We start from the raw sequence: 2896 nt of genomic DNA on the forward strand, positions 1-2896 counted from the left end.
GCGCAGGTGCTGGAAAGCATGAGAGCGCACAACGAAGGCTTTACCGGGTTCTCGTTGCGCCAGAGCCAGCTGCATGCCGAATATTTCCGCGATCACCCTCTGACGGCTGAAGAGCAGGCGCACTTCGAAGAACTGGCGAAAACCTCGATTGCCGAACAGGCCGAACTGGAAGCGACTGAAGAAGTGGTGGATTTCGACACCTTCGTCGGGTCGTATCAGGCGAGTATTCTGGCGATCAGTAACTGAGGGCTGGAATACGAACCACTAGGGGGAGGCGGCTTCTCGGCCGCTCCATCAGCGACTGAACTGACGCCATCGCCAGCAAGCTGCCTCCCACGGTTTTTACGTCAGACGTCGATCAAATCGCCTTCTCGAATATCTTCGAATTACGCTGGTAGTTATACAACGACGCACGGGCGCTTGGCAGGCGGTCGACGCTGCTTGGCTCGAAGCCACGCTCGCGGAACCAGTGCGCTGTGCGCGTCGTCAGCACGAACAACGTCTTGAGCCCCAGCGCGCGGGCGCGGTTTTCGATGCGCTCGAGCAATTCATCGCCACGTCCGCCATGACGGTATTCGGGATTGACCGCCAGACACGCCAGCTCACCGGCCTGCGAGTCGGCAATCGGATACAGCGCAGCACAGGCGATGATCAGACCTTCGCGCTCGACCACGCTGAACTGGGTGATCTCGCGCTCCAGCACTTCGCGTGAGCGACGCACCAGAATGCCCTGCTCTTCCAGCGGCGTGATCAGGTCCATCAACCCGCCCACATCCTCGATCGCCGCTTCGCGAACCAGCTCGAATTGCTCTTGCGCCACCAGCGTACCGCCACCGTCGCGAGTGAACAGTTCGGTCAACAGAGAGCCGTTTTCGGCGTAACTGACGATATGACTGCGACCCACGCCGCCACGACAGGCCTCGGCCGCTGCATCGAGCAATTCAGCCTGATAATTGCTGCCCAGCCGCTGCAAATGCGCCGGCACCTGCTGCGGACGCAGTTCGCGCACCAGATGGCCTTGCTCATCCAGCAAGCCGGTTTCAGCGCCGAACAACAGCAGCTTGTCGGCCGCCAGATCGATGGCCGCACGGGTGGCGACGTCTTCACAGGCCAGATTGAAGATTTCGCCGGTGGGTGAATAGCCCAGCGGCGACAACAGCACGATATGGCGCTCGTCCAGCAAACGGTTGATACCCTTGCGGTCGACTCGGCGCACTTCGCCGGTGTGCTGATAATCGACGCCTTCCAGCACGCCGATAGGACGCGCCGTCACCACATTGCCGCTGGTGACCCGCAGACGCGAGCCCTGCATCGGCGAGGCGGCCATGTCCATCGACAAGCGCGCCTCAATGGCGATGCGCAACTGACCGACAGCATCGATCACGCATTCCAGGGTTTCGGTGTCGGTGATGCGCATATCGCGGTGGAAGCGCGGCGTGATACCGCGTTGTGCCAGACGGCTCTCGATCTGCGGGCGCGAGCCATGGACCAGCACCAGTCGCACGCCCAGGCTGTGCAGCAGCACCAGATCGTGGACGATATTGCCGAAGTTCGGATGGGCGACGCCGTCGCCGGGCAGCATGACGACGAAGGTGCAATCGCGGTGGGCATTGATATAGGGAGACGCGTGGCGAAGCCAGTTAACGTATTCGGGCATGACAGCAAGAGCCTGTAGAAAAAATGGACGAAGGGCAGAAACACGCACAACGCTGCGGCGGTTATCGTCGGAACAGGCTTGGCAACACGCGCACTCTCCTTTTCAAGGTTTTCTGATCCGCCTCACTGCGGGGTCAGGCAATAATGTTCGATCAACTGGCGTAACAGACGCACTGTAGGCTGCAAGCGTGACATTTCGAGGTATTCCCCCGGCTGATGCGCGCAGGCGATGTCGCCTGGGCCGAGCACCAGTGTTTCGCAGCCAAGACGCTGAAGATAAGGCGCTTCGGTGCCAAATGCTACCGCAGCTGCCGTATGACCGGTCAGACGCTCAGCGACCCGCACCAGTTCAGCGTCGGCGACCTGCTCGAACGGCGCGCACTCGGGGAACAGTGGCGCGTAGTCGATCTTGACCTGATGCAATTCAGCCAACGGTTGTAGCTTCTGCCGGATCGCCGAGCGCAGCACGTCCGGATCCATGCCCGGCAGCGGACGCAAGTCGAACTCCAGCGAGCACTGGCCGCAGATCCGGTTCGGGTTGTCGCCGCCGTGGATGCAGCCCAGGTTCAGGGTCGGCTGTGGCACCGTGAACTGAGGGTTGCGATACTCCTGTTGCCAGGCACGGCGCAGGCCTTTGAGCTCGCTGATGGCGTCGTGCATCGCCTCAAGGGCGCTGTTTCCCAGTCTCGGGTCGGAAGAGTGGCCACTGCGCCCGAGAATATCGATGCGCTCCATCATCACGCCTTTATGCATGCGGATCGGCTTGAGCCCGGTCGGCTCGCCGATCACTGCAGCCCTTCCCAACGGGCGACCGGCCTCAGCCAGCGCACGGGCGCCAGCCATGGAGCTTTCTTCATCGCAGGTCGCAAGGATCAACAACGGCTGTTTGAACGGCTGGTCGATCAGCTCGCGCACCGCTTCGATCACCAGCGCGAAAAAGCCCTTCATGTCGCAACTGCCCAGACCGACCCAGCGTCCATCCACTTCGGTCAGTTTTAATGGTTCGGTCTTCCACAATGCCTCGTCGAAAGGCACGGTGTCGCTGTGTCCGGCCAACACCAGACCGCCGGGGCCGGTGCCGAACGTCGCCAGCAGGTTGAACTTGCCAGGCGACACTTGCTGAATGTCGCAGGCAAAACCCAGGTCGCCGAGCCATCCGGCAAGCAGGTCGATGACCGGACGATTGGTCTGGTCCAGGGAAGGCTGGGTGCAGCTTACCGACGGCGCAGCGATCAGGGCT

Annotated in this window: 2 protein-coding genes and 1 pseudogene; 1 reads left to right on the forward strand and 2 read right to left on the reverse strand. The window is 61.6% G+C overall.

The features are described from left to right. Nucleotides 1-246 (forward strand): annotated as a pseudogene (locus BZK31_RS28405) (glutamate--cysteine ligase); the annotation flags it as partial. Nucleotides 247-358: 112 nt separating this feature from the next. Here the strand turns inward: BZK31_RS28405 and argA are convergent. Further along, nucleotides 359-1657: an amino-acid N-acetyltransferase gene (gene argA / locus BZK31_RS28410; RefSeq protein WP_083186462.1), complete on the reverse strand. Its 1299-nt coding sequence runs from the start codon at nt 1655-1657 to the stop codon at nt 359-361. A 122-nt stretch (nt 1658-1779) separates the two neighbouring features. Next, on the reverse strand, nt 1780-2896 hold a 1117-nt coding region (gene argE / locus BZK31_RS28415; protein WP_083186463.1), incomplete at its 5' end, for an acetylornithine deacetylase.

The sequence above is a fragment of the Pseudomonas floridensis genome (assembly GCF_002087235.1).
In the GTDB taxonomy this organism is placed as follows: Bacteria; Pseudomonadota; Gammaproteobacteria; order Pseudomonadales; family Pseudomonadaceae; genus Aquipseudomonas; species Aquipseudomonas floridensis.